The sequence below is a fragment of the Planktothrix mougeotii LEGE 06226 genome (genome assembly GCF_015207485.1).
Taxonomy (GTDB): domain Bacteria; phylum Cyanobacteriota; class Cyanobacteriia; order Cyanobacteriales; family Microcoleaceae; genus Planktothrix.
On record NZ_JADEWU010000025.1, the window covers coordinates 25,988 to 51,958 of the forward strand.

Here is a 25,971-nt window from a genome sequence, read left to right on the forward strand (position 1 = left end):
CGAGCAAATTGAAATAAGAAGGCAGGTCAGCTTATAAATCTTTGGGTAAAAATGTATGAAAATTACAAATTTTGTTGATCTTATTCAATTAAGAGCTTTAATTGAGCCAGATAAAACCTCTTTTATTTTTCTGCAAGATGGAGAAAGAGAAGCCACCAAACTTACCTATAAAGAATTAGAGCAACAAGCAAAAGCCATCGCATCTCAACTACAAAAAATCGCCACTCCAGGGGATCGAGCTTTACTTCTCTACCCACCAGGACTTGATTTTATTACAGCCTTTCTTGCTTGTTTATATGCTGGAGTAATTGCAGTTCCAGCCTATCCACCCCGACGCAATCAACATCAGTTTAGGTTAGAAACAATCATTGCAGATGCTCAACCGCTAGTTGTTCTCACTACAACTGATTTATTAGGGAATATCAGCAATCAACTCAGCCAAAATCAGCAATTCTCATACTTGCCATGTATTGCTACTAATAATCTGCTGAGTCATGAAAATTTTACTCCTTATCAAGCTACTTCAGATACCCCAGATTTTACGAGATGCTAGGATTTTAAGGATTTTTGAAGGGCCAACAGAAACCCTCAACAGTTTCTTAGGTTCTCGCTTAGTTCATCAGGGAGAGGAACTAGCTCGATTTTTGAGCGAAGGATTGAATGCTGCCACAATTTCTCAACGTTTGCAAGCTTTAGCAGCACAGATTTATCATCAATATAGTGAATCGAAAGTAGATCCCATTACTGCAACTCGTTGGGCTTATCTACTCATTGGTGAACTGGCAACCAAAGGGATTTTGTTAGCTGCGGCTGAGTGGGCATATACACGCTCTGAATCACCCCATCTGCATCAAACTGTTACTTGGGCACAACTACAATTTGAGCAAGCAATTGCAAACACACTTTGTCAATTTGAAAATAATGCTCTTTTTTGGCAAGCAAACAATATTGTGGAAAGAGTTAGCAGCTACGTTAATAATATAGGCGATCTAGAACAAAATTTAGCAGGTGAATATCGTGAATTAGATAATTTTCTGCGAAAAAGTATCAATAAAAATCTTGACGATGATCCTATAGAATCTAAGATATTGGTTGAATTTGAGCAAATTAAACAGGAGAATACGGTTTTAGATAGCGCAGAGATTACAGAAACACAATTCAGCAATAATTATCAATCTATACAAGATTGGATTGCTAATTGGTTGGCTGGAAAACTAAAAGTTACTGTAGAAAAAATTAATATCAACCAATCATTTTCAGACTATGGCTTAGATTCAGTAACAGCTATAGAACTCTTACACGATCTCAACCAGTGGTTAGCAAGCCCTCTAGAATTAGAAACCTATCTAATTTGGCAATTTTCAACCATTGCCCAGTTAGCTAATTACATAGCCGAGCAATTAGAAAAAAAATCTTCTCCTACTCCTAATAGGGTGCAAGTTAGTTTACTATCAGATGAGGCTATCGATCTTAATTGTGAAGCGATTTTAGAGTCAGAAATTACCCCTATATCTAACCAATCTTCTGTTATATCGCAATCATCAACCATTTTTTTAACGGGAGCAACTGGATTTTTAGGTGCTTTTTTATTAGCAGAACTATTACACAAAACATCGGCTAAGATTTATTGCTTAGTCCGAGCGGTAGACGAAAATAAAGCTTTAATTAGAATCCAAAATAACTTAGATTATTACTCACTTTGGCAGCCCATATTTAGTAAAAGAATAATCCCTGTGTTGGGTGATATATGTCGTCCCCAATTAGGTATTAGTAATGAATATTTTGCCAAACTAGCGGCAGAAATTGATCTGATTTATCACAATGCGGCTGTGGTTAATTGGGTATTTCCTTACTCTAGCCTAAAATCAAGCAATGTATTGGGAACTCAAGAAGTTTTAAGATTAGCGACTCAAAGCAAAATTAAACCAGTACACTATATCTCAACAACAGCAGTATTTGAATCTCCATCCTATGCAGGAAAAGTAGTTTGTGAGCAAGACCCTTTGATGTTTAGTGAAGGGATTTATTTAGGCTATTCACAAAGTAAATGGGTAGCAGAAAAATTAGTAGCGAGCGCACGAGATCGAGGTTTACCTGTTTCCATTTACAGACCTCCGTTAATTTCTGGACATAGCAGAACAGGAGAATGGAATATTGATGATTTCACCTGTTTGATGATTCGAGGTTGCGTGCAGATGAAAGCGATGCCAAAATTAGATTATCTGATGGATCTCGCACCAGTTGATTTTGTAAGTCGTTCTATCGTTTATTTATCCCAACAGCCAGAATCTTTAAATCAGGTATTTCATTTGAATAATCCCTATCCTCTCCATTGGAATAAGTTTATCGAGTGGATACGTGAATATGGTTATTTAATTGATCAAATTCCTTATCAAGACTGGCTCAATCGCCTCAAGCAAGAATCAATTTCTACAAACAATCCTTTATCACCGCTATTAAGTTTTTTCCTCAAACAATGGTCTGACACACAACTAACTATACCTCAAATGTATCAGCAAGAATCTAAACCCAGAATTGACTGTCAACAAACTATCTTGGCTTTAGTTAATAGTGGGATTACTTGTCCTCAATTAGACGATCAATTGCTGCATACTTACTTTGAATATCTATTAAAAAAAGGAGAACTAAATCCACCCGGTTAATTGCTAAAGGTAAGTTAATGGGGAAATAAGAGATGACTTTACTCACCAATGATCCATCTAAATTAATGAAAAAAAATCACCTTCCAAATTGTCTTGTTAATCCAGTCCAAAATATGATTTGGATTGGGGGTAGAGCCATTTACCAACATTGGTTTAAACTGAAATGTCAAGGAATAGATAATATTCCCCAAGGGCAAGCTTATATAATTGCCGCTAATCACGTTAGCCATCTTGACGGCCCAGCACTGATAGCAGCCCAAGGTAAACATTTTAAAGATGTTTATAGCCTAGCAGCAAAAGATTACTTTTTTCAAGAACCGTTTAAAGCTTGGGTGTACAAGAATTTCTTTAATATGATTGCTTTTAAACGAAAAAGTAATTTTTTAAGTTCTGTGCGCTACTGCCAAAAAATTGTTGCTGAAAATAAAGTAATTGTTTTTTTTCCAGAAGGAACTCGTTCTGTAACTGGTGAACTACAACCGCTAAAACTAGGGTTAGGCTTATTAGTGCTTCACTTAAATGTTTTGGTTGTTCCTGCTTATATTTATGGGACTTATCAATCTTTGCCTAAAGGTAAACGTTGCCCTAAACGACATCCAATTTATGTAAGTTTTGGCTTACCTTTAGACTTCAGCCATTATCAAGCTAAAAAACATCTACTTGACAATCGGCAAATTCAACAAGAAATTATTAATGATGTGTATGTAGCGATCTCTCAATTGCGTGACAATTTATTAGGAGGTTTGACTTATGAAAACTTGGGGACATAAATGGGGGTTTGCCGATACCCAGTTTGTAATTAATGAGGATCGCTCTGTAACGTTGACAGGCGATCGCTACAATCTATCAGGTTATAAAATGCCTAATTTCCTTCCCTATATAGAAGAAGAATTAGGGATTAAAATTAATTCCCATGACCAACAACAAGAAATTACAGAAAAGTCGATCAACCCTCCAACCATTAACAAAGATTTTTGTCAAGCCTTGGCAAATATATTTCCTAGTAATCAATATACTTTTGAAGATCGAGAACGCCTATTTCACAGTCATGGACAAAGTGCTTTTAAAGAAATTTACAAAGTGCTTTATTCTAAGTTAGACCGAACTGTAGATATGGTATTTTGCTGCCAATCAGAATTAGATGCAAAAGCAATCATCAATCTTGCCATAGAACATAATATTTGTCTGGTTCCTTTTGGAGGTGGAACTAATGTTAGCTGTGCTTTAAAGCTACCAGAAAATGAAAAAAGAATGGTAGTTTCTGTCGATATGCGACGGATGGATAAAATTGAGTGGATCGATCCAGAAAATCTCCGCGCTTGTGTTCAAGCAGGAATTACAGGTCAACAGCTTGAGGAACAGTTAAGAAACGATGGTTTTATTTGCGGTCACGAACCTGATAGTTTAGAATTTTCAACTTTAGGAGGTTGGATTTCTACAAATGCCAGTGGAATGAAAAAAAATCGCTATGGTAATATTGAGCAAATTGTAGAAAATATTACTCTCATTACTCCCACAGGCACAATTGAACAAATACAACCAACCCCCCGCTCTTCGATGGGAATACAGATTCAAAATCTCTTATTCGGGAGCGAAGGCAACTTAGGATTAATTACCAAAGCCGTGATTAAAATTAATCCTTTTCCCGAAGTAAAAAAATACGGTTCTCTCGTTTTTCCTAACTTCGAGTTAGGAGTAAAATTTTTATATAACTTAGCTCATAATGGATTTGTACCAGCTAGCATTCGCTTAGTTGATAATAACCAATTTCGCTTCAGTCAAGCACTTAAACCAAAGTCAACTCATATTAAAGCATGGATTGATAAACTCAAAAAAATCTATGTATTAAATCTGCGGGGCTTTAATCCTCACCAAATGGTAGCAGCAACTATTGTGATGGAAGGCTCTGTTCAAGAGGTTGCCTATCAACAAGCTAATATATATGCCTTAGCTAAAAAATATCAAGGTTTGGTATCGGGGGCAGAAAATGGACATCGGGGCTATATGCTAACTTATGCTATTGCTTATATGCGCGACTTTTTATTAAAGTTTTATATTATTGGTGAAACATTTGAAACCTCTGTTTCTTGGAGCCAAATTCATCAACTTTGTCATGCTGTTGACCAGACATTGAAAGAGCAACATCAGAAATTTAATCTACCTGGAAAGCCTTATCTATCTTACCGAATTAGTCAAATCTACCATACAGGGGTTTGTTTATATTTTATGTTTGGCTTTTACAGTAAAGGAGTGGAATTCCCAGAAGTAATTTCTACTCAAATCGAGCATTCTTTGAGACAAGCAATCATGGCAAATGGGGGGTCTATTTCTCATCATCACGGTGTTGGCAAAAGTCGCCAAGAATTTATTAAAAATACTCTATCAGATGATAGCATTGAATTAATTAAACAGATTAAACACGCTAACGATCCGCAAAACATTTTTGGAATTGACAATTTTTCGAGAGATAGTAAAACAATATGAACAAGTTTAAGGATTTAGTAGCATTAATTACTGGGGCATCTTCTGGTATTGGGGCAGAAATTGCCAAAGAACTTGCTCGTGAAGGCGCAAAGGTAGCACTTTTAGCAAGACGCATAGAACGATTAACCGCTATAGCCACAGAAATTGACCCTAGTGGTCAAAAGGTAATAGCGATTCAGTGTGATGTAGCTATAGATGAAGAAGTTGAAAAAGCTGCCAGTTTTGCTCGAAGTAAGTTCGGTAAAATTGACATCGTTGTTGCCAATGCGGGTTGGTCTTTAAAAGGGAAAGTAGCCGACTTAAGCGTGAATGATTACCGCAAGCTATTTGCTACAAATGTGTTTGGAGTTCTTAACACAATCCACGCTACTTTAGATGACCTGAAAAAAACCCAGGGAAGATTAGTGGTGATTAGTAGCGTTAAAAGTTACATTGCTTTGAGTGGTGATTCTGCTTATAGTATGAGCAAATTTGCTTTACGGGCTTTATGCGAATCCTTATCTCAAGAATTAGCGACTGATAAAGTATCGGTAATACACATTTGTCCTGGGTATGTGGCAACGGAAATTCGCCAAGTCGATAACGAGGGGGTTTGGCATCCAGACTGGTCAGATTCTATTCCGTCATTATTATTAATCTCTCCCACCCAAGCAGCCCAAGAAATTGTGAAGGCGATCTCCCAAAGAAAACCGGAAAAAGCTATTGCGAACTATAGCAAAATAATTATTTTTATGAAACGCCATCTACCCGGTTTAGTCAGATGGATAATATTCAGATTCAAAATTAAAGTGTCTTATAAAATGTGAGGATAATTGTGGAAATTTTCAATCCGTTAATTGTACCAACGCTGACTCTTTTGGGGGGAGAAATTGCGATAGCGCTATCCTTTTTCACTCTATTTGCCATCATCTATCGACGGGATGCCGCTAAAATTAAACATCATGCCTTAAAATTAGCCATCTTAATTGCCATTGGGTTAATTTTAATGGGTGCGGCTGGACTGGGAAAATACGGATTGCTCCCTGTGACTTTATTACTAGCCTATTTTGGCTGGCAGGAATTACTCAATACTGTACAAATAAAATATGGTGCTATTCCTTTAGTAATGTTGTTACAACTGTTAGGAACTGTTGGAATTGTTGGGGGTCTGTGGGAAAATCCTTTAGCAATTTTCTTCGGGGTGATTGTTGCTACTTGGGTCGGAATTGCCCTCCCCATTTTTATCTTTGATCATCCCCCACCCATGTACGGAATGTTAACCACAGCTTTTGGCATGGTTTTGATCACCCTACCCCTCGCCTGTTTACTCACACTGGTTGACTCGTTTTATCAAGAATTTAATCTTCTCATCTTACTGGTTTTAACCCATGATGGTTTTTCTCAAGGGGTTGGTCAAATCTTAGGAAAAACTCCTCTAATTCCTAAAATTAGTCCTAATAAAACATGGGAAGGAACTATAGGAGGACTGCTATCTTGTCTACTTTTGGGTGGTTTTGCTCATTTTATTTTACCAGAATGGCAGCTTTGGCAAGTTTTGTTATTATCAGGAGCAGTTGCTTTTCTGGCACTCACGGGTGATTTGATTGCCTCTTGTCTCAAGCGAGAAGCAGGAATCAAAGATTTTAGTCAAATCTTAGCAGTAACGGGAGGAATTTTAGATAAGTTTGATAGCCTTATATTTACAATTCCAATTTTTTATATTATCGTAAATTTTCAACATCATCTCAATTTTTTGATGAATTAAGGAGCAAAATGTTTAGTCCTATTCTGCGTCAACTTGATTTAGCTAACAGTTTAACTTTAACCGGATTAGTTTTGAGTTTTTTTTCGGTTCTGTTTACTGTAAACGGATATTATAATCAAGCCTTAATTTGTATGATGTATGCTGGCATAATTGATTTATTTGATGGGTTTGTTGCTAAGAAAATTTCTCGTACAGAATTACAGTCCGAAGTGGGTAAGCAATTAGATAGTATTGTTGATCTTTGTTCCTTCGGTTTGAGTCCAGCAATTTTTGCGTACTGCTTTGGATTGAACGATTTATTATCGATCACAATATTAATAGTTTATTTAGCAGCAACTACTTTGCGATTAGCATATTTCAATGCCACAGGTTTAATAAATGAAAGAAATGAACAATATTATACAGGCTTACCTGTTACTTATGCGGCTCTGTTTATTCCTTTGGTATTTACAGCGAGATTTGTCTTGCCTGATAACATAATGAAGTTAGTTTTCGATGGTCTTTACTTATTATTAGCTTTAGCAATGTTAGGAAACTTTAAAATGCTGAAGCTGGTCGGTATTTGGTATGCAATATTTACTTTCGGTGCAATTGGACTAACGGCTGTATATATTTGGGCGATCGCCCTTGGCATATAGTTATACCATGATCAATAATAAAGAGCCTTGAAATCAGCAGAAAAAGCGCAAAACTGGCAAAAGCTATAGCAAAACTTAACCACTAGAAAAATGCAGACTTTCCTTTTGATTTGGTTTGGACAGCTAATCTCTCTAATTGGTTCTGGGTTGACTCGCTTTGCATTGGGAGTGTGGCTGTATCAGACTACTGGCTCATCAGTACAATTTTCGCTGATGTATGTATTTGCTGAATTACCTTATATTATCCTTGCTCCTTTTGGAGGCGCAATTGCTGATCGATGGAATCGACGTTTGCTGATCATTTTAAGTGATATCGTTGCCGCTCTTTGTACTCTTTCTATTGCTTTGCTGATGTGGCAAGGTTGGTTACAAATTTGGCATCTTTATCTAGCAGTTGGAGTCAGTTCTGCTTGCAAAGGATTTCAACAACCAGCTTATTATACAATCCCAACGATCTTTGTTTCTAAAGAAGATTTTGGTCGGGCTAATGGTATGATTCAACTTGCTCAAGGAGCAGGACAATTATTATCGCCTATCTTAGCTGGAATATTAGTCGATACAATTAAAATATATGGTGTTATTTTAATTGATTTTATTACCTTTTTTATAGCTATATCAACACTAATATTTATTTCATTTCCTAATGTCCCTCATCACCATTATGGCAACTTTTCTCCAACTTCACTGTTAGAGAATATCGTTGAAGGTTGGTATTATATCAAAGTTCGTCGGGGTTTATTAATGCTCCTAATATTCTTTTTTATTACTGACTTCACGATTGGGTTAGTACAAGTATTAATAACTCCAATGGTGTTAAGTTTTACCAATGCGAAAGTTCTAGGTCAAATTTTTTCTATAGGTGGAAGCGGTTGGTTATTGGGAGCTATTTTAATGAGTACCTGGAGCGGTTTTAAGCGGAAAGTTGATGCTGTTTTATGCTTTGAATTTATATTAGGCTTTTCAATTTTAGTAGCAGGTTTGCAACCTGAACCAATGTTAATTAGTGCTGCCGCTTTCTGTGCTTTTTTTAGCGTTCCCGTGATTATTAGCTCTCATAATTCAATTTGGCAGGTTAAGGTTGACCCAAAAGTTCAAGGTCGTGTTTTTGCCTTGCGGGGTGCGATCGCTTGGGCTGCTTTTCCCTTTGCTTACCTTGTGGCTGGCCCTTTAGCAGACTATGTATTTCAGCCGTTATTACTTCCAGATGGATTACTAGCAAATAGTGTTGGTCTAGTGATTGGTGTCGGCCCAGGCAGGGGTATTGGCTTACTATTCATTTTAGTAGGAATATTTGTAATATTAGCAACAGTTGCTGCTTATAATTATCCAACTATTCGTAGGGTAGAAGATGAATTACCTGATATTGAATAACAAACTCAGTAGATCGAAAAATTCTGTGAAATCGAACAATGACTAACGACCGATGGCTATCAGCTATCGATTAATCACAAATAACTTAACAAAGAACAGTATCGATTGCTACTCAAACGCCTTATTCTTCATTTCTCAGCTAAATCAAATTCTTATTCTTAGTTTTGACTCGTTCATAAAACTCTTCCATAACTTGAATAAAAGACTGTTCTTTTTTCCAAAAAGTCGGAAAATCTCCTTGTTTCTTAATCAAAATAGCAGGTAAACTCACAGCAGAGGGTTCTTCAACAACTTGAGGAAGTCGATGGGTTCCTAGCCAAAACTCTCGCGCACTCATCTTCTCTGGTATTCCTTCCGTTTCCACAGTCGTATAGAAAGACGTTGAAGGTTGTACAGAAACTTCCTGGGTTGTCAATTCTTGAGATAAAATCTGTCCTAAAGGAGATTGAGATAACTCGGCTTTGAGAGCATCTTTCGATAAACCCCTCAATTGAAAAAGTAAAAACGGATCATCATCTAATTGGGATGCTACTAAATAATAAACCCCCGCAATATGTTTACAAGGATTTGACCAATCTGGACAAGAACAATTGGTTTTAAAATCCTTTTGACTCTGGGGAAGTAAATGTAACCCTAAATCTGAAAACACATCTTCAATATTATCAGGAACTTCATTCATTAATAATTTAGACACAAAACTTGCTTTTGAAGACAAATGTTGAATCGCTTTCGACCAATCGCTAGAACTAATCGGTGTAATTTCAATCGTCGTATTATATCGGGGTTCTTTATAAACTCCAAAGTAGGGATTAATTGAACCTTTAACCGTTGCTGTAATTCGATTCTGATCAATTTTCGACTTCAGAATCTTACCATTCCTTGCATAAGAACGTCCTCGACCCAAACGTGCCGGGTCGCTAAAGGCTTCTAATGCTTCAATAAATTGTTTTCCCCACCAAGTCCGACTAAATTGAGCCATAATAAATCATACTCCTTTTAAACACGACAAAATTAACTACTCTAATAAAGCCACTTTATTCAATTGAATAAGCTGTTGAAACGCTTCATTATCCAATTCTGTTAACCAGGATTCATCACTACCCACAACCTGAGAAGAAAGCTTTTTCTTATCTTATATCATAAGATCAATTTTTTCTTCTAAAGTTCCTAAAGCCACAAATTTATGAACAAATACATTTTTGGTTTGACCAATCCGAAAAGCTCGATCTGTTGCTTGATCTTCCACCGCCGGATTCCACCATCGGTCAAAGTGAAACACATGATTAGCTTTTGTTAACGTAATTCCCACCCCTCCCGCTTTTAGAGAAAGAATAAATACAGAAGGTTCTGTCTCAGGATTTTGAAATTCAGCAATCATTTGTTCCCGTTTCGCCCGATTTGTACCCCCATGAATATAATAGGTGTTATAATGATAATGATGTTTAAAATGCCGTTCTAAACCATCACAAACGTCTTTAAATTGGCTAAAAATTAATAAGCTTTCACCTTCTGATATGGCTTCTTCTGCCATTTCTGATAATCGTTGTAATTTTTGCGATCGCTCGGCTGAAAATTCACTTCCATCCTGTAAAAATTGAGCCGGATGGTTACAAATTTGTTTTAACTTCATCAGGGTCGATAATATCAATCCTTTTCGTTTAATCCCTTCAAATTCATTAATTTTTTCAGCCACATCTTTCACTAACGCTTCATACAAAGACGCTTGTTCTTTGGTTAAGTTACAATAAACTTTTTGTTCCACTTTATCGGGTAAATCATTAATAATTAAAGGATCAGTCTTAACTCGTCTCAAAATTAACGGTTCTACCAGTTTCTTTAAAGTTATCGATTTCATCCGGTCATTATCTTTTTGAATGGGAATTTCAAAGGACTTGCGAAATTGAGCTTCTTTCCCCAAATATCCGGGATTCAAAAAATTAAAAATTGACCATAAATCTAGGAGACGATTTTCAACGGGAGTTCCGGTTAAAGCTAATCGATATTGAGCCGAAAGTTTTAATATCGCACGAGTTTGAGCGGTTTTAGGATTTTTAATATTTTGAGCTTCATCAACAACAATTCGTCGCCATTCCAGATGATTGAATAATTTTTCATCTTGACGCACTAAAGTAAAAGAAGTGATTACAACATCACAATTCAGACAAGCCGATTTAAACGCTTCTGGCTCTTGAATTCGACCGCTACCATGATGTATAATCGTTTGCAAATGAGGAGCAAACTTTTCAATCTCTTTTTGCCAATTGCCAATCACGGAAGTGGGTGCAATTAATAAGGTAGGTAAAGTAGAATCTGCTGTTTCTTTTTCTTGAACTAATCGAGCAATAACCTGAACGGATTTTCCTAAACCCATATCATCAGCTAAACAGCCATTTAACCCTAAATTTTCTAAGTATTGTAACCAGGATACTCCCCGTTTTTGATAATCCCTTAAGGTTCCTTGCAATTGGGGAATATCAGCTACCATTGTGAGTTGACTTTTATCTTGCAATCTCCCCATCAAATCAGATATCATTGAGTCGTGTTCGATTTCTAATTCATCTTCTAAGGAAGACGACATTTTCACGAAATCTAACAGTTTGATTTCGGGTTGTTCTTCGGCGTGTTTTTGCCAAAACTCCAACATTTGCTGCATTTTCTGTTGGTCTAATTCCATCCACTGACCCCGAAATTGAATCAGGGGTGTTTTAGCATTCACGAGTTGTTCCCATTCTTTGGGGGTAACAATTTCACCGCCAATGGAGAGGGAATATTGATATTGAATTAACGTCTCTAAATTAAAAAATCCTTGATTGGCTGATGCTTTTCCTGAAGAACGGGAAGAGGTTTTTAAACGAATTCTAGCGCGACGACGACCTTCAGGTGTCCACCAAGCGGGAATGATGACTTTATATCCTGCATCTTCCAGTATCCAAGCACTTTCTTTAAGAAATTCAAAGGCTTCAATCAGATTTAATTCTAACCCAACCGGTTGATCTGTTTCTAATCCCTGCCACAGTTTAGGATACATTCTTGCTGCATATCCTAAATTAAGTAATAGGTATTTTTCAAAATCTTTTCCGACATAATTATACAGTTCTTTTTTCTTTTTTTGAGGTTGTTGCCAATAATCCTTTAATAATAACTTAAAGGAAGGATCTTGTTTCGAGGAAACGGAAAAATGAATTAACCAATTGTCTTGTTCGTGAGTGGCTTCTTGGAGTTGAAAGCACAGGTCAAAGGCAGCTGTTGTTTGGCTGTGGGTGAGTTTTTCTTTCCAAGCTAACCATTGTTGATATTCTTCAAAATCTGCTGAACTGGTTCTGGGATTTTGGGGATTTGGATGAATACAATGATCGACTAGCGTATCAGCAATTTGTTGATTAAACTTAGCTGTTAAGGGAGTTTGCGTAACAATTTCATGCAGTAAAGATTCCGAAAAATGGCGCAGTAAAGTTTCTTTGTTATAAAATTGAATTGGATTTTGAGGAACTAGAGAACCTGATACACAGGCTAAAGGCATTGAGTTGATTGATTGAGTAATTAAGGATTGATATTGTTCTGATATGATTTCCCAGCCAGAATAAATTTCAAATAACGGAGTTTGAGTTGAACGTTTACCTTTGGTTTTAGGAGAAGCAAGCTGACGATATTTAAGCGCGGGGATATATTGATCTTTATAAAGAATTTGTTTAAAGGATTGGGTATAGTGATACCAAAAGAAGAGGTCAGAACCGAGACTCATTTCTGAGGGGTTTTGTTGAGCGAAGAAATGGATTTCTTTCAGAAGTTTGATAATGGTGTTGAGGGAATTATAGGTATTGCGGCTAGATGCTAATTGATAGGTTGTAATTTCCCAAGTCGCAAATTCTTCAAAGTCTAAGCTATGTGTTCCAGTTTCTAAGTATTTTGCTAATTCAGGTGAAGGAAGCGGTTGCCCATTAACGGTTGGTAGGGTAAAGTATTTCAGGGAAATCCGATTTGAGATTAAACGGGAATCCGGTTCAGAAATCCCCAGTTCATTTCGCACAAATGCTTCTAAATTCGAGGCTGTTAGATGTTGGGGATGAAGTCTGTCTGAGTTTCGCTTTGTTTTGCGGGTCGAAGTTTCAACCCAAAGGTAAAATGCACCTTGTTCGATGAAATCACCTGTTGTTTCAGGAATCCAGGTTCCGTGCAGGATTTTCATGGTGGGATGTTATTTTTATTTGCTTATATTTTATATCGGGTTCTAACAATCATACTCGATTAGTTTGTCAATCCGAACATTTTCAATAAATCTTGAATTTTCTCACCTCTGAGAAGTTGGATTAGTCTACAACTTAATCACGATTGTCAATTAAACAGAAGTTGAGTGATTTTCTGCTCGATTTCAGTGCGAATTGGCACAGGTAGTGCCGCAACGGCTTCATCAATTCGTACCCATTCCTGTAAACTCAGTTCGAGAGGTTGTGCGAGTTGACGACAACACTGAGCGCATCCTCGGCGACACGGCCACCAGTCACGAGAAGCACGAATATCTTGTACCCGGACTTCTATGCGCTCTTCAATATTGAGTAATTTTTGTTGTGCTTGGTTCATTAAAAAACAATTTTTATTGCAAATTAATATTATATAATCAATGACTGGGGAAAAATTTGCCGAACAAATTGCTTTCTGATCTGTGTTTAACTGTTTTTACATGCGTAAAAATTTAACCTAACAACTGTGGCAGTAAATTAAATAACCTCTAAGTCCTATAATTGTTATTGGTAATCTTTGAGATAATATCTTCTGTCAATATAACTGAGTTACTAGAATGGGGGATCGCTCAATTAAAAATTTTATCCCCTACTGAACAAGATGCGATGGCTCTAGCCCCGCCAGAAGAGCGCACCGCCAAATCTTAAAAGCCCTTTCTTGTTAACATTTATTAATTTTCAATCAGAAACTCAGGAATACAAAAGCTACAATCCTCTCTGTAGAACACCCTTGCCTTGTTATTCTCTCTTAGAGAGTCAGAGTCTGTTCTACCAGTTCGTAAGTCCTGTTAAGGAAAAACTTTGCTGTAGTGGAGTATTAGCACTTTTCAGCACCTAACAACAGTAAAATTTGTTCTTTGATGTTCAGTATAAATACAGTTGAAAGTTGAATAAGTAGGAAAAAGCTCACTTAGAAGTTCAGTAAAAATTAGGTTTTTATAAAACCCCTAATCTTTTACAATAGACTTAAATAAAAAGTTCAAAACTCCTAACTTGCCAAGGCATTAGGAACAAATCCTTGTAACTACTGGTTCAAAAGCGTTTTGCCAAAGTATGCCCAATCGACGAGTAGAGTTAGATGATATCCGAAAGATTAACAGCCCAGAAGAAGTGGCAGTCTTATTTAGCAACCTCGGTTATAATACTATTTGTCAAAGCTTAGATGTGAGGGATTTGGAACTCCCAACCCAAAGTGCTGAAGCTATTAAGCAGGTTTATTTAATTTCAGATCAATGTCATGGAGAGCTACAGGTATTTTTATTTCAATTCTATCCTAATCAGTGGAATTCGCTGCATGAGGTAACAGATCGAATGTTGGCAATTGCCAAGAGTTTTTGTAAACGCCCTTCTTACTTCTTATTTTTAGGAACAAAGGACTACAAACAGTTGTTATTAGTCAGTCCTCGCCAAAGTTTTGATCAGCAAATGAATTTAAAAGTTAATATTTATAAGTATATAATTAACTTGGCTGATCCAACTTATCATGATTTAAACCAATTAGAAAAAATTTATGCTTTTAACCGAGACTCTCAAAGCCTTTATAAAATTCAGCAAGAAGTTCTAAAATTTGGAAATATAAAAACTCCTTTTGAAACACAAGATTCTGTGAATCTATATTTACAAGCTATTGGTAAAATTAAACTTTTAACCCCATTAGAAGAGCAAATTTTAGCTCGACAGTTTTTTGCATTAAAAGAAGTCGAGATAGCCAGAGACAAACTGCAAACGAAGTTGAAGCGACATCTTCAGGATGAAGAGTGGGCTGATGGAATTAATATATCATTATTAGAACTTCGCCAATGCGTTTCTAAGGGACGTGAAGCTAAAAACAAGTTAATTGAGGCTAATCTCAGATTAGTGGTTTCAATTGCCAAACAATACATGAATCGAGGAATTGATTTTTTAGATTTAATTCAAGAAGGAAATTTAGGCTTGATTAAAGCTATTGAGAAATTTGATTATAGGAAAGGTTATAAATTATCAACTTATGCAAACTGGTGGATTCGCCAAGGTATAAGACGAGCGATCGCTAACCAATGTCGTAGCATTCGGCTACCTATTCATCTGAGAAACACTATTTCTAAAATTAAGGATTTTAGAAATTTATTTTTTAAACAAGTTGGTTATTATCCCTCTTTTAAAGAGATCGTAAATCAATTAAATATTACACCCGAAAAACTACAATTTATTTTGACATCAAATCTTCCCATAATTTCCTTAGAAACACCCAATAATGATTTAGAAGATTTGACCTGGATGGAGTTGATTGAATTTCAGGGAGAAACGCCAGAATGTTATATACTTAAACAAGAAAATCGAGATTATCTCAAAAGTTTTTTTGAGACTCTTAATCCCCGTCAAAGGGATGTTTTACGTCTTCGTTATGGGTTAGATGATGGTCGGGAAAAAACTTTACAAGAAATCGGTGATCACTATAATCTTACACGCGAAAGAATTCGTCAAATTGAAAAGCAATCTCTCGCTCATTTACGCAGGGTTCATGATCAAAATATAGCCAAGCCAGCAGTAATTTATAAAAATCCACCTAGAGTTACGCCAGCAGATTTTATTGCTCAAAATACATTAAAAAACAAAATAAATATAGAAAAAAACCAGAATATTGAACCGATTAACATTAAAAACCATAATAATTGCTACCAGGGGCAGGAAACAAATAAAACTTTGCTTAATGATTTAAAAGATAACTATTGTAAGAAAGGATCGGAACTAATGCCAGAAAGTTTAACTGATGTATTACAACAACTAGCCTCTTTAGAGTTCAAGTTTAACCAACTCAAGGATCAAGTTTTTGATGAACATCTTAAGCTGGTTGATCCGGGTATACCGATATCGGAAAAGCTAATTGTAGAACTTGCAGAATCTCGGAGTCAATTTGTTGAACTTTATCACAAATCAGTATCCTTAGCTGAAGCTTTAGGATTACAAAATTCTCAAAATACCAATGATATTGTTTCACTGAAAGATATTAAATCTTTATTAGATGCCGTTGATTATGCTGAAAAGAAAAAAGGTAAAATAGCGAAAGTTAGAGAAAGTGCATTAATAGTTTTAAATCGAGTTTTGTCAATTACTTATCGGGAAAATAGTGATTTTCAACCTTTGCAAGAATGCCAGAAAAAAGCGTCCGATCTCTATTTTACTATATCTGCTCAATCACAGGAGTTGAACTTAGCTCCTGAGAGTCAAGAATTAGCAGAGGGAAATCATCCTTTTTCACACCTATTAACACTCATTGAACACTGCGACGAGCTAGACGATGACACCTGCACCAATCTACAAGAATCTGTTGAAAAGTTTTTCAGTAAACCTCTATCAGTAGTAGCAGTCAGAGGAAAGTTAGTTATTTCAAGCGATAGTGAAGTTAATTCCCCAATCGTGCCTAAAAACTTAGTTACACCTGAATTGGAAACGGCACAACTTCCCAAAACCAATAATACAGAATTAGACTCTGGTTTAGCTTCTAGCTCAGAAGTCATTACACTCCAAGAAACTGATGAAATAAAACTCGAATTTCAGCCTATTGAATCCTTACAGTATATAACTCAGAGTGAAACAATTGAAATCGCAAACACCCCAGAGTTAGTACAAAAAGAGCAAGATATACTGCTTGAGGAAGAATTAAATCGAAACGATATTAATCTACAAATTGCTGTGTTAGTCCCCGATGAAATTAGTGAAGAAGAGCCACTAGCTACTCGTGCTCCAATTTGGAAACTTCTGTGTGAAAATAAACTCAGCCTTGCTTTTCATTTAGCGCGTTGCCTTGAAACTAAACACCCTAATTTTAAACCCCATTTACCATCAAGAATAATTCGGGGAGTTATTTTAGGTCGATATGTACGCTATGACGTTGGAATTGGAGAAATTGCCAATCTTCTCAAGGATGACTTTACTGATTTGACTCAGGATTGTTTTATGGCTGGTGACAGTGAGTGGAATCAAGCAGTTAGTTTACTTTTAGTTACAGCTACTTTGCGCCCTGCTTTATTAGCACCTCATACTCAGGCTTCACAAATTCTTAATTCACTTCGCTTAGGAGAAGGTTTGAATCAACTTTATCAATATTGCCAAATTATTGCCCAGTATAGTAATCAAGGTTTGGCTTTAGATATCACAGCAATTAAAACAGTCAAAGATCTGACGATCTGGGAAAAACAACAGTCAGATTTGATCCAAAACGTTGAAACATGGTGGTCTCAAGCTTCAAATTTCAACATGATTTATGGCATTGCCAAGCTAGTTTGGAGAGAATTATTTAAGCCAAATAAACTGCTCGATTCTCTTTTATTACCTGTTAGACAAAATGATTTGAACAAGCTAGATGTTGCTAAAAATCATGTTGAGCGGTTCTCTAATGAAACTGAAATTAATGAAGAAGTTAAGCGAACACAAAGAGAACTCGGTCTTTTTCGAGGTAGTGGTCGTGCTATCAGTGGTATGGCTTTAGATAGAATTCGTCAAGAAGTTTTTGTAGCCGTTGATTTTGTACGACAATGGATTAATATTCAAGAAAATCGACCTAATCAAACCAATAATTATTCTCATAAACAAACTCAAAAGTTGAAACAAGATCTTTCAACTCTTCACCAAGCTGTTTTGACAGAACTAGATATTGTGGATGAAAAAAACTCCTCAATTTATATTCAGGCAGGAATCTTCTGTTGCCGAAAAGCCGTAGAAGACATTAAAACTTTATTTGAACCCAATCAACCCTTACCAACACTAGAACCACAAATCAAATATCTACTCAATGCAGAGTTACTCAAAATTCCTTCACTACCGATGGATTTAGAATGGAAGCCCGAAGAAGGTAGCCAAGATTTAGTAAAACAACTTCTTCATCTAGTCAACCAAAATCCTTGTAATTGGGTGCAAGCTTTTGAAGCTCGGAGTCATCACAAAGACCATGAAGCAACGGGGCGAATTATTGAGTATCTTCGTGCTTATCCTGAACCTTCAATTAATATTCATGAACTGGAACAGGAACGAAATGCTCAGATGAAGAATTGTCGTGTTGAGCTAGAAAGAGTGGTTAAGGAAACTCGAAAAAAACTTGAAGGTGATCTAGCTTTAGGTTTAGTTGAAGAAAAAGATCGTTTAGATTATGTAGCACAGATTGATACCATAGAAAATGCCCTAGAGATGACTGTGCATTTTTCTGAACAGCTTGAACATTTAGAAGCAATTAATAACAATTTTCAAAAAAACAGAAATAGAAAAATTCAGGAAGTTCGAGAGGAAATTCTTGATAAAATTGGCTTAGAACATCCAGCCTATACTCGGATTAGTTCTGTTTTGGATACAGGTGATATCCTAACAGCGAATGAATATATTGATCTAGTTCAAAGAAATCAACCTATTCCTGAACCTGAAGATCATAGAGAAAGCCACTTTATCGACTTTTTCAAGAAGTATACTAAGATAGAAGATGTACTTGAGCCTGTTGATCGAAATTCTAATAAGCGAAGCGATCTAATTCTCAATATTTCCAAAGGCAAAAATATTGGGCCGATTTTGATGCAAAAAGTACCAGGTACTCAAGCCAAAAAAGCATCTGAAATGCTAGATACTTGGTTTGCCGTCAAGGGAAGAAAACAAGGTGTTACAGAGAAAGATGTTCGTATAATTCTGAGTAATTTGGGTTTTAATTTAGCAAAAATTGAGATTAAGAACTTTGTAAATAACACCAAAATTGATCTAAGAACTGAACCAATTCAAGACAAAAATCGTTGTCCAGTTCCTACTTTTGGCTCTCAAGCTCATGGACACTACCGCATTCTTTGTCTATGGGATAGACCGAATGAAGAAGATCTTCTGAATGCGGTTGGAGATACTTCTAGCAGTTCTCCAATGATTGTATTTCATTTCGGACGAATGAGCGAAAAAAGACGTCGAGATCTCGCTCGTTTGTGTCGGGAGCGTTGTCGTACTTTTATTGTCATTGATGACACCCTCATGTTGTACCTTTGTGGAGAAAGAGGTGCCCGTTTACCTGTGTTATTTGACTGTAGTTTACCCTTTACGTTCTTACAACCTTATACAACAACAGCAAGCCAGTTTATCCCAGAGATGTTTTATGGACGAGAACGAGAACGGCAATCGATTATCGATCCGATGGGTTCCTGTTTGATTTATGGGGGACGACAGTTAGGAAAAACAGTTCTCATGCGCTATGTTCAGCAAAGTTTTAACAATCCAAATCAGGAAAGGTTAGCTGAGTTTTTAGATATTAAAGAAGTTGGAAGAACACAACCTCAAGATGAAATTTGGTCTATTCTGATCAGTAAATTAGAAGAAATGAAGATAATCGAAAGCAAACGACGTCATCTTCCTGATGCTAAAAATCTACAACAAATTATAAAAAGTTGGTTAAATGTAGATGGCAAACGGCGGATTCTTTTATTGTTGGATGAGGCAGATAATTTTCTGGAATCTGATGGCAAAGAAGGGTTTATAAGATGCGATGAATTCAGAAAATTAATGTTAGAAACCAATCGACGTTTTAAAGTTGTTTTTGCTGGCTTACATAACGTTCTGCGAACAACTAAACAGGCGAACCATCCCCTAGCTCACTTTGGACAACCTATCTGCATTGGCCCTTTATTAAATAATGGTGAAATGCGGGAAGCTCGATCTTTAGTAGAACGTCCATTAGGGACTATTGGCTATTGCTTTGAATCCCCTGATTTAATTACAAGAATTCTTTCGCAAACGAACTACTATCCCAGTTTAATTCAACTGTACTGCGAACAATTGCTGAAGCACATTACCAATCCTGATGCGGTCAATTTTGATGAAAAACATAGTCCTCCTTATGTGATTACTTCGGCACAGGTTGATGATGCTTACAATAACCAAGACCTTAGAAAATCTATTCGTGAACGCTTTATGTTGACTCTACAACTGGATCAGCGTTATGAGGTGATTGCCTACTCCATTGCGTATGAAACACTGGAGAATAAAATAGGGATGGTCGAAGGATTTTCGGTGTCGTGGATTCGCACTGAGGTTCTGTCCTGGTGGTCTGAAGGATTTCGCAATTTGTCATCAGATGAAATCCAAGTCTTACTAGAAGAAATGGTGGGTTTAGGGGTTTTACGAGAAACGCGACGAGGATACTTTACCCTCAGAAGCCCTAATGTTTCATTACTGATGGGAACCCCAGAAGAAATTGAAGTTGCACTCTTAAAACACCGTGAACTTCCTCTCCTCTATGAACCTGCAACTTTTCGTTCTCGCTTAAATAAGGATGATTCCCGTCGCAGTCCTTTAACGGCTCAACAGCAATCGCAACTTCAAAGTTGTAAAAATGGCGTTTCCATTCTATTCGGTTGTCCTGCTGCTGGACTTAATGACTTGAAGGTTTTTTTGGAATTAATGTTCAGTGAAAACAAGGAATTTTTTCAGTATTTCGATGATATTTTATCTCAGGTTGATTTTACCCAACGATTACAAACCACGATTCGTAATCGAAAGAAAGAGGGTACAACAGTTGTTTTTATGCCTTACTCATGTCCTTGGGATCAGCATTGGATTGAGCAAGCCATTTCACAAGTCGGAAAATTGAGATCAAAAAACTCATTTGTGCAGGTTGTTTTTATCGCAGATCCTCAGAAGGCATGGCAATTAATTGCTAAGAAAAATCTAAATTTTGGTGAAATGGAAGGATTGAGTATTTTAAGTTTAAAACCTTGGCATGATGTCGCTCTTCGACAATGGCTAGAGGATTATAATTTCCCCAGTGAACAACAAGCTCGTGAAAAAGTCACTGAAGTGACCGGAAATTGGTCAATGTTGCTTCAACGTTTCTATGAAAATTCTAAGTCTGATATCCATCGCTGGGAGTCTCATTTACAAATGCTTAAACATTCCGTGAATAGTTCCAAAGAAGCACATCATTTGATCGTTGAGTTTGGCATTACTCGCTCCGAACAACGTAAAGTTTTAAGGGGGTTAGCTGAATGGTGTCAACCTCCTGATAATGGAGTATCTATTAAAGATTTAGTTGATTATTTAGAAGATATCTCAGAAGAAATGGTGAAAAAAGTTCTTAACTGGGGTGATCAACTCTGTCTTGTCAACCAGAAAGAAAATGACTTTTGGCAGATTAATCCGGTCATAGGTTTTGCTCTCCAATCAATCGGTGATTAATCTTACTATTTATGATCAGGGGGTGTTTTTAAAGTTACCCCCCTGATCATCTGATGCAGATGACTTTTAAATATTTTTATAATAGAAATAATTAAATTATGAAAATTCCTGATTATATCGATAATAGCCAATATAAACTTGAAGAGGTTTTGCGATCGCTGATTTTACAAAAAAGCCAAACCAACCTAGATATTGCAACTGGATTTTTTAGAATAGAAGCTTGGATCAAATTAGAACAAGAACTCAACACTCTCACCCGTCTGCGCTTACTAATTGGTCGTGATCCAGCGATTCGACCTGCCGAAAGCGATCAAATTAATCTAATAGAATATTTCTGTCAAGACCTTAAAAAACAACTAGAGCAGAAAAAATTAAAGCAAGAATATAAACAGCAAATTGATCGGGTAATTGCTTATTTTCAACAAAGCCATATTCAAGTGAGATTATTTGGAGCAACGACAGGAGAGTTTCTACACGCTAAAGCTTATATTTTTGATCACTATAGCATTGTCGGATCTAGCAATTTTACTTTATCGGGGATTCAGCGTAATAGAGAGCTAAATTTAGTAAACCGCATTCCAGAAGTTGCTCAAAATTTAAAACAGGACTGGTTTGAAAAACTCTGGAATGATCCCAGCGTTGATCTCAACTATAAACCCAAGTTAATTGAGGCTCTAAATGCCTCTAAATTTGGGAGTAAACCTTACACTCCTTATCAGGTTTTCCTGAAAGCTTTGTATGAACTATTTAAAGATGACTTCCTTAATCTTGAAGGTGATCGCACAAATTTAGAACTAGCCAGTTTCCAGCAAGAAGGGTTTGAGAGAGCGATCCGACTGATTGAAAAACATCAAGGCTGCATTGTCGCTGATGCCGTAGGGTTAGGCAAAACTTTTATTGGTTTGCGAGTTTTAGAATACTACCTGATGAAGTTAAGAAAACCTCGATATGTTCCTAAAGCCTTGGTTATTTGTCCAGCCCAGTTAAGAGATTTAGTTTGGAATAAAAAACTTGATGAATCTGGAATTAAAGCCACTGTTTTATCCCATGAAGAGATTAGCCGCCAAAACTTTAATATTCGTGAATATAGTTCTTATGATTTAGTGGTTGTAGATGAATCCCATAATTTTCGGAATTCTGCCACAAATCGCTATGGTAATTTACAACGATTAATTAGTGGTGGACGACGCAATAAGCGAGTTTTGCTTTTGACTGCTACTCCTATTAATAATAGCATTTTTGATTTATATCATCAAATTTTACTCTTGACTAGGGGAAGTGAAACTTACTATCGAGACCAGTGGATTCCCAACCTCAAAACTTATTTCCAGGGGATAGCGAAAGGAGATACAATGACAAACTTGCTATTTGAAACAATGGTACGTCGCTCCCGTCAAGATGTGATCCGCAGACAATTAGCTGGAGAAGAAATCCGTATTGCTGGCAAGCTGATTAAATTCCCCAAACGACAACTTGAACAGTTTACTTATAATTTTGAGGAAAACTACAAAGGGCTTTATAGCGGGATTGCAACTATCATCGAAAATTTAAACCTAGCTCCTTATAATATTAAGGCGTTTAAGAAACGTAAGGGGAAAGAGGATGAAACGGAAGTTAAACGCAATCAAGCTTTAGTAGCCCTTCAGAAAGCTCTTTATTTAAAACGGTTTGAAAGTTCTCTATTAGCTTTTAGAAATAGTATCAACACTCAGCAAGAATTTCAGAAAAAGTTCTATAAAATTCTGACAGAATACGGCAAACTTTTAGATAGCAAACGGTATCGAAAACTAATTTCACTGTCGGAATCAGATGATGAGTTATCAGAGAACTCAATTGATGAAATTATTAATTTGTTAGAGGAAATTAATCCCAAGGATTATGCAATTGATGCGTTGCGTTCTCATATTGAACAGGATCTAAATGCTCTTGACCGAGTAATTGCCAAATTAGATAACATTCAAAACTCTGTGGAGAAAGGTACAGACTATGATTTAAAATTGGTTGCTTTCAAAAATTTATTAGAGACTAATATTAAAGGTCAGAAGATCCTAGTTTTTAGCTACTTCAAGGATACTGCTATCTATCTCTATGAGCAACTGATGCAGGATACAAACTGGTTAGCTGCAATGGGAAATCCTGTGATTGAAATTATTACAGGAGCTACACCAGGGAAACAACGGGGAGAATTAGTTAGACGATTTGCCCCTAAAGCCAATACTGAAACGGCAGAAGAATACCAGCAGCTTCTCTCTCGTATTAAACCAATTGATATTCTCATCTGTACGGATGTCCTCTCAGAAGGTCAAAACTTACAGGATGCAGGGGTGTTAGTCAACTATGATTTACACTGGAACCCTGTACGGATGATTCAACGGGCTGGACGGATTGACCGTTTAGGCACAGAGTATGAAACCCTTTATATCTATAACTGTTTTCCAGAGGAAGGGTTAGAGGCACTATTAGGATTAGTAAGCCGCCTCCAAGAAAGGATTGCAACAATTGACCGAGAAGTGGGATTAGATGCCAGTGTTCTAGGGGAAACGGTTTCTGAGAAATCTTTAGAAGAACTTTACCGACTCAAAAAAGCGGATACTGAAGCGGAGAAACAAGCAATTTTAGAGGAACTCGAACAAGCCTCAGATTTAGTTTCCTTAGATGAGATGCGGTTGCCGTTGTTAGAGTTTATTCAACAAGTCGGTCATGAACTGGTTGAGGAAATTCCATTAGGAATTCACAGTACCAGACAATTAACTCCTGACTCCAATAACTATCCTGATGGGGGAATCTTCTTAGCGTTTCGTGCAGGAGAAGATCATTTTTGGCATTTCTACCCTCGAATTGGGGTGCATATTTCTACTGATATCAACCATTTAATTACAGATAAACGTAAAATTTTCAACTGGATTAAATGCAAACAGTCGGATTTTCCTCCTCCTGATGCGTTGCCTCCAGTTCAGTTTGATAATGCAATCTTTTCAGTATTAGAAGGAGCAACTCGTAACTTAATGGAATACTTTAAGAAGCGAGAATCAAGTAGTAAACTTAAACCTCAACTTTCAGGGATTTTACAAAAAATTTATCTAGCCATTAATCAAGAACAACTAGAACTTTTAGAAAAGAATGAATTAGATGAAGAAATTCAAAAGCGAGTCATAAAGATTGTGACTAATGTTACTTTAAAACCATTTGAAAAAGACATCAAGAAAATCTGGGAGAGTTACAGTCAACATAAAACGGTTAAAACTTTAGTTTTAGAGCTTGATGATTTTTTCACAGAACAGGATCTCTATAATGACTATTATATTGAAGATGATAAACCTTTAAAACTAATTCAAGAGCAAGATATTCAATTAGTTTGTTACGAATGGTTTAAACCTTTGTCAATTCAATGATGAATGATAAACCAGATAGCCATTAAGCTCAATAAGGAACATTGCTATGACAAATCCCAAACTGCCTAAACCACCCCTTCCGTCTAATCAACCTAATCCTTCCTTAAATGAATTGATAGCGATTAAGAGCGAATTGAAAAAACTGAATCAGAAAGTGTTAGAGATTGAAGGAGCTTTTGTTAAACCTAAAGGCAAAGTTAAATTTAATATAATTGAATTCTTAAAAACTCAAGGTAAAGCTTTGATTCTTATCAGTTTACTATTAATAATATTGGCAACATTAATGTTTGCTTTACTGCATCAATTTCCCAAAAGTTTAGCATCTCTTGACCGGGGTTTAGCATCTCTTGAACAGAGTTTAAATCAACCTCCTGAGTATGAATATCAAGTTGTATCTCCTAATGATATAGGTTTTGAAGAAGCTATGACTCGCTATGGCAGTTCTGGATGGCAAGCCGTAACCTGTAGACGAGCCAAAGACAGTTTAGATATTATCGGCTATGAATGTATTATGATTCGGCAAAAGCCGTAGATCATAGGTTTTGAGTAGCAACTGTGCAGAAAGTGCTGTTAAGGATTTAGCTTTCACTGTACCAGTTAAACCTTCGTAATGGGATTATTCAATCTACAAGCTTAATTTGACTTTCATGAATCCAACCATCTGCACCCTCGCAAGCTGGGGTTCGATACCAACCATTTACAGAGTTTCCACGAATCTGAATCCTTCTTTTGTCACCGATTGTACATAGGACTTCACCATTAGGGGAATATCGGACATTAGAAGGCGGATCATAAATAATCCAAGTTCTCTCTCTTGTCTGTTGGCTCTGATTAGATTGACGAGATTGACTGTTAAATGCAATTCTACAGGCTGTAGATATAAGATTTTGTGTTGCTTGAGATTGAGGAGTATAGTGTGTCGAATCCCCTTCTACAACCCAAGATCTATTTCTACAGCTAATACTTGCATCTATTCTTTCGTTATCCAGATAATATGTCGCACTGATGAATAACCCAGTACCCATTGGTGTCCATAGTGAAACAGAATCAGTATCGAGAGTAAGGGTTTCTCCGGTGGAAGCTGTACCAAGAACTACCATTTCAGCTTGGGCAGGTTGCCAGACAAAAGGAGCTAGGAGAGTGATCGCTAAACCTATCAATCTGAATTTATTCACAACTTTTTCTCTAAGTAATGTATATATGTAGTATAAAACTTGTAGCAAGTTAATTCAATAATTGTAAAAATAAATAAGTTATTTTAATTTTCGT

At 36.5% G+C, this 25,971-nt stretch carries 15 protein-coding genes; 11 read left to right on the forward strand and 4 right to left on the reverse strand.

Going from position 1 to position 25,971, the window contains the following annotated elements:
- Positions 1–55 precede the first annotated feature (55 nt).
- The 8 genes from IQ236_RS12705 (at position 56) to IQ236_RS12740 (ending at position 8,900) form a co-directional block, all read left to right on the forward strand.
- The gene (locus IQ236_RS12705; RefSeq protein ID WP_193869597.1) at positions 56–553 is read left to right on the forward strand and encodes an AMP-binding protein; all 498 of its coding nucleotides are present in this window, start codon (positions 56–58) and stop codon (positions 551–553) included.
- A 103-nt stretch (positions 554–656) separates the two neighbouring features.
- The gene (locus tag IQ236_RS12710) at positions 657–2,663 is read left to right on the forward strand and encodes a thioester reductase domain-containing protein (protein ID WP_228041594.1); all 2,007 of its coding nucleotides are present in this window, start codon (positions 657–659) and stop codon (positions 2,661–2,663) included.
- 32 nt (positions 2,664–2,695) lie between these two features.
- Positions 2,696–3,433, forward strand: a complete 738-nt coding sequence (locus IQ236_RS12715; protein WP_193869599.1) for a lysophospholipid acyltransferase family protein — start codon at positions 2,696–2,698, stop codon at positions 3,431–3,433.
- Complete coding sequence (locus IQ236_RS12720; protein WP_193869600.1) at positions 3,414–5,147, forward strand: FAD-binding oxidoreductase; 1,734 nt, start codon at positions 3,414–3,416, stop codon at positions 5,145–5,147. The genes IQ236_RS12715 and IQ236_RS12720 overlap by 20 nt, the downstream gene beginning before the upstream one ends.
- The gene (locus IQ236_RS12725; RefSeq protein ID WP_193869601.1) at positions 5,144–5,953 is read left to right on the forward strand and encodes an SDR family NAD(P)-dependent oxidoreductase; all 810 of its coding nucleotides are present in this window, start codon (positions 5,144–5,146) and stop codon (positions 5,951–5,953) included. Before IQ236_RS12720 ends, IQ236_RS12725 begins: the two co-directional genes overlap by 4 nt.
- Positions 5,954–5,961: 8 nt before the next feature.
- A complete protein-coding gene (locus IQ236_RS12730) occupies positions 5,962–6,891 on the forward strand; it encodes a phosphatidate cytidylyltransferase (protein ID WP_193869602.1) in 930 nt (309 codons plus the stop codon).
- 8 nt (positions 6,892–6,899) lie between these two features.
- Positions 6,900–7,529, forward strand: a complete 630-nt coding sequence (locus IQ236_RS12735) for a CDP-alcohol phosphatidyltransferase family protein (RefSeq protein ID WP_193869603.1) — start codon at positions 6,900–6,902, stop codon at positions 7,527–7,529.
- A gap of 90 nt (positions 7,530–7,619) precedes the next feature.
- Positions 7,620–8,900: an MFS transporter gene (locus IQ236_RS12740; RefSeq protein WP_193869604.1), complete on the forward strand. Its 1,281-nt coding sequence runs from the start codon at positions 7,620–7,622 to the stop codon at positions 8,898–8,900.
- Positions 8,901–9,039: 139 nt separating this feature from the next.
- Here the strand turns inward: IQ236_RS12740 and IQ236_RS12745 are convergent, their stop codons facing one another.
- The 3 genes from IQ236_RS12745 to IQ236_RS12755 all read right to left on the reverse strand — a co-directional run bounded on the left by IQ236_RS12745 (position 9,040) and on the right by IQ236_RS12755 (position 13,478).
- Positions 9,040–9,879: an SWIM zinc finger family protein gene (locus IQ236_RS12745; protein ID WP_193869605.1), complete on the reverse strand. Its 840-nt coding sequence runs from the start codon at positions 9,877–9,879 to the stop codon at positions 9,040–9,042.
- A 153-nt stretch (positions 9,880–10,032) separates the two neighbouring features.
- Positions 10,033–13,086 carry a DEAD/DEAH box helicase gene (locus IQ236_RS12750; RefSeq protein WP_228041595.1) on the reverse strand — a complete coding sequence of 1,018 codons (3,054 nt, stop codon included), beginning with the start codon at positions 13,084–13,086 and terminating at the stop codon, positions 10,033–10,035.
- 146 nt (positions 13,087–13,232) lie between these two features.
- Positions 13,233–13,478 (reverse strand): hypothetical protein, encoded by a 246-nt coding sequence (locus IQ236_RS12755; protein ID WP_193869606.1) that lies wholly within the window; start codon positions 13,476–13,478, stop codon positions 13,233–13,235.
- A 713-nt stretch (positions 13,479–14,191) separates the two neighbouring features.
- Between IQ236_RS12755 and IQ236_RS12760 the strand changes: the two genes are divergently transcribed.
- The 3 genes from IQ236_RS12760 (at position 14,192) to IQ236_RS12770 (ending at position 25,234) form a co-directional block, all read left to right on the forward strand.
- Positions 14,192–21,310: a sigma-70 family RNA polymerase sigma factor gene (locus IQ236_RS12760; protein ID WP_193869607.1), complete on the forward strand. Its 7,119-nt coding sequence runs from the start codon at positions 14,192–14,194 to the stop codon at positions 21,308–21,310.
- Between the two features lie 98 nt (positions 21,311–21,408).
- Entirely contained in the window at positions 21,409–24,702 is a 3,294-nt protein-coding gene (locus tag IQ236_RS12765; protein ID WP_193869608.1) for an SNF2-related protein, read from the forward strand.
- Between the two features lie 46 nt (positions 24,703–24,748).
- The gene (locus IQ236_RS12770) at positions 24,749–25,234 is read left to right on the forward strand and encodes a hypothetical protein (RefSeq protein ID WP_193869609.1); all 486 of its coding nucleotides are present in this window, start codon (positions 24,749–24,751) and stop codon (positions 25,232–25,234) included.
- An 88-nt stretch (positions 25,235–25,322) separates the two neighbouring features.
- Here IQ236_RS12770 and IQ236_RS12775 read toward each other — a convergent pair whose 3' ends face one another.
- Positions 25,323–25,877: a hypothetical protein gene (locus tag IQ236_RS12775; protein ID WP_193869610.1), complete on the reverse strand. Its 555-nt coding sequence runs from the start codon at positions 25,875–25,877 to the stop codon at positions 25,323–25,325.
- Between the last annotated feature and the right edge of the window lie 94 nt (positions 25,878–25,971).

Excerpts from the sequence above, each read along its gene's own strand:
- IQ236_RS12705 (WP_193869597.1), top strand. The coding sequence starts at position 56 with ATGAAAATTACAAATTTTGTTGATCTTATTCAATTAAGAGCTTTAATT.
- IQ236_RS12715 (WP_193869599.1), top strand. The coding sequence starts at position 2,696 with ATGACTTTACTCACCAATGATCCATCTAAATTAATGAAAAAAAATCAC.
- IQ236_RS12720 (WP_193869600.1), top strand. The coding sequence starts at position 3,414 with ATGAAAACTTGGGGACATAAATGGGGGTTTGCCGATACCCAGTTTGTA.
- IQ236_RS12725 (WP_193869601.1), top strand. The coding sequence starts at position 5,144 with ATGAACAAGTTTAAGGATTTAGTAGCATTAATTACTGGGGCATCTTCT.
- IQ236_RS12735 (WP_193869603.1), top strand. The coding sequence starts at position 6,900 with ATGTTTAGTCCTATTCTGCGTCAACTTGATTTAGCTAACAGTTTAACT.
- IQ236_RS12740 (WP_193869604.1), top strand. The coding sequence starts at position 7,620 with ATGCAGACTTTCCTTTTGATTTGGTTTGGACAGCTAATCTCTCTAATT.
- IQ236_RS12745 (WP_193869605.1), bottom strand. The coding sequence starts at position 9,879 with ATGGCTCAATTTAGTCGGACTTGGTGGGGAAAACAATTTATTGAAGCA.
- IQ236_RS12750 (WP_228041595.1), bottom strand. The coding sequence starts at position 13,086 with ATGAAAATCCTGCACGGAACCTGGATTCCTGAAACAACAGGTGATTTC.
- IQ236_RS12755 (WP_193869606.1), bottom strand. The coding sequence starts at position 13,478 with ATGAACCAAGCACAACAAAAATTACTCAATATTGAAGAGCGCATAGAA.
- IQ236_RS12760 (WP_193869607.1), top strand. The coding sequence starts at position 14,192 with ATGCCCAATCGACGAGTAGAGTTAGATGATATCCGAAAGATTAACAGC.
- IQ236_RS12765 (WP_193869608.1), top strand. The coding sequence starts at position 21,409 with ATGAAAATTCCTGATTATATCGATAATAGCCAATATAAACTTGAAGAG.
- IQ236_RS12770 (WP_193869609.1), top strand. The coding sequence starts at position 24,749 with ATGACAAATCCCAAACTGCCTAAACCACCCCTTCCGTCTAATCAACCT.